This window comes from Photobacterium sp. R1 (assembly GCF_054600795.1).
Window position 1 is genome coordinate 1 of record NZ_BAAHZP010000446.1, and the last position, 283, is coordinate 283.

Here is a 283-nt window from a genome sequence, read left to right on the forward strand (position 1 = left end):
CGTATCCTGGCATCTCTGCCATCGATTAAGCAATGCCTGGCAGCAGGCGCAAAGGTAATGGTTACCTCTCACCTGGGTCGTCCGACCGAAGGTGAATATGCTGACGAGTTCTCTCTGCAGCCTGTCGTGAACTATCTGCAAGACGCGCTCGATTGTGATGTGAAGCTGGCGAAAGATTACCTGAATGGTCTGGATCTGAACGCAGGTGAACTGGTGGTGCTGGAAAACGTTCGCTTTAACGTGGGCGAGAAGAAAAATGACGAAGCTCTGTCTAAGCAATACG

Annotated in this window: 1 protein-coding gene; it reads left to right on the forward strand. The window is 51.2% G+C overall.

The genetic code is table 11. The features are described from left to right. A partial coding sequence (gene pgk, locus ACYP03_RS25785) for a phosphoglycerate kinase (RefSeq protein ID WP_459782645.1) occupies window positions 1-283 on the forward strand: 283 nt, incomplete at both ends.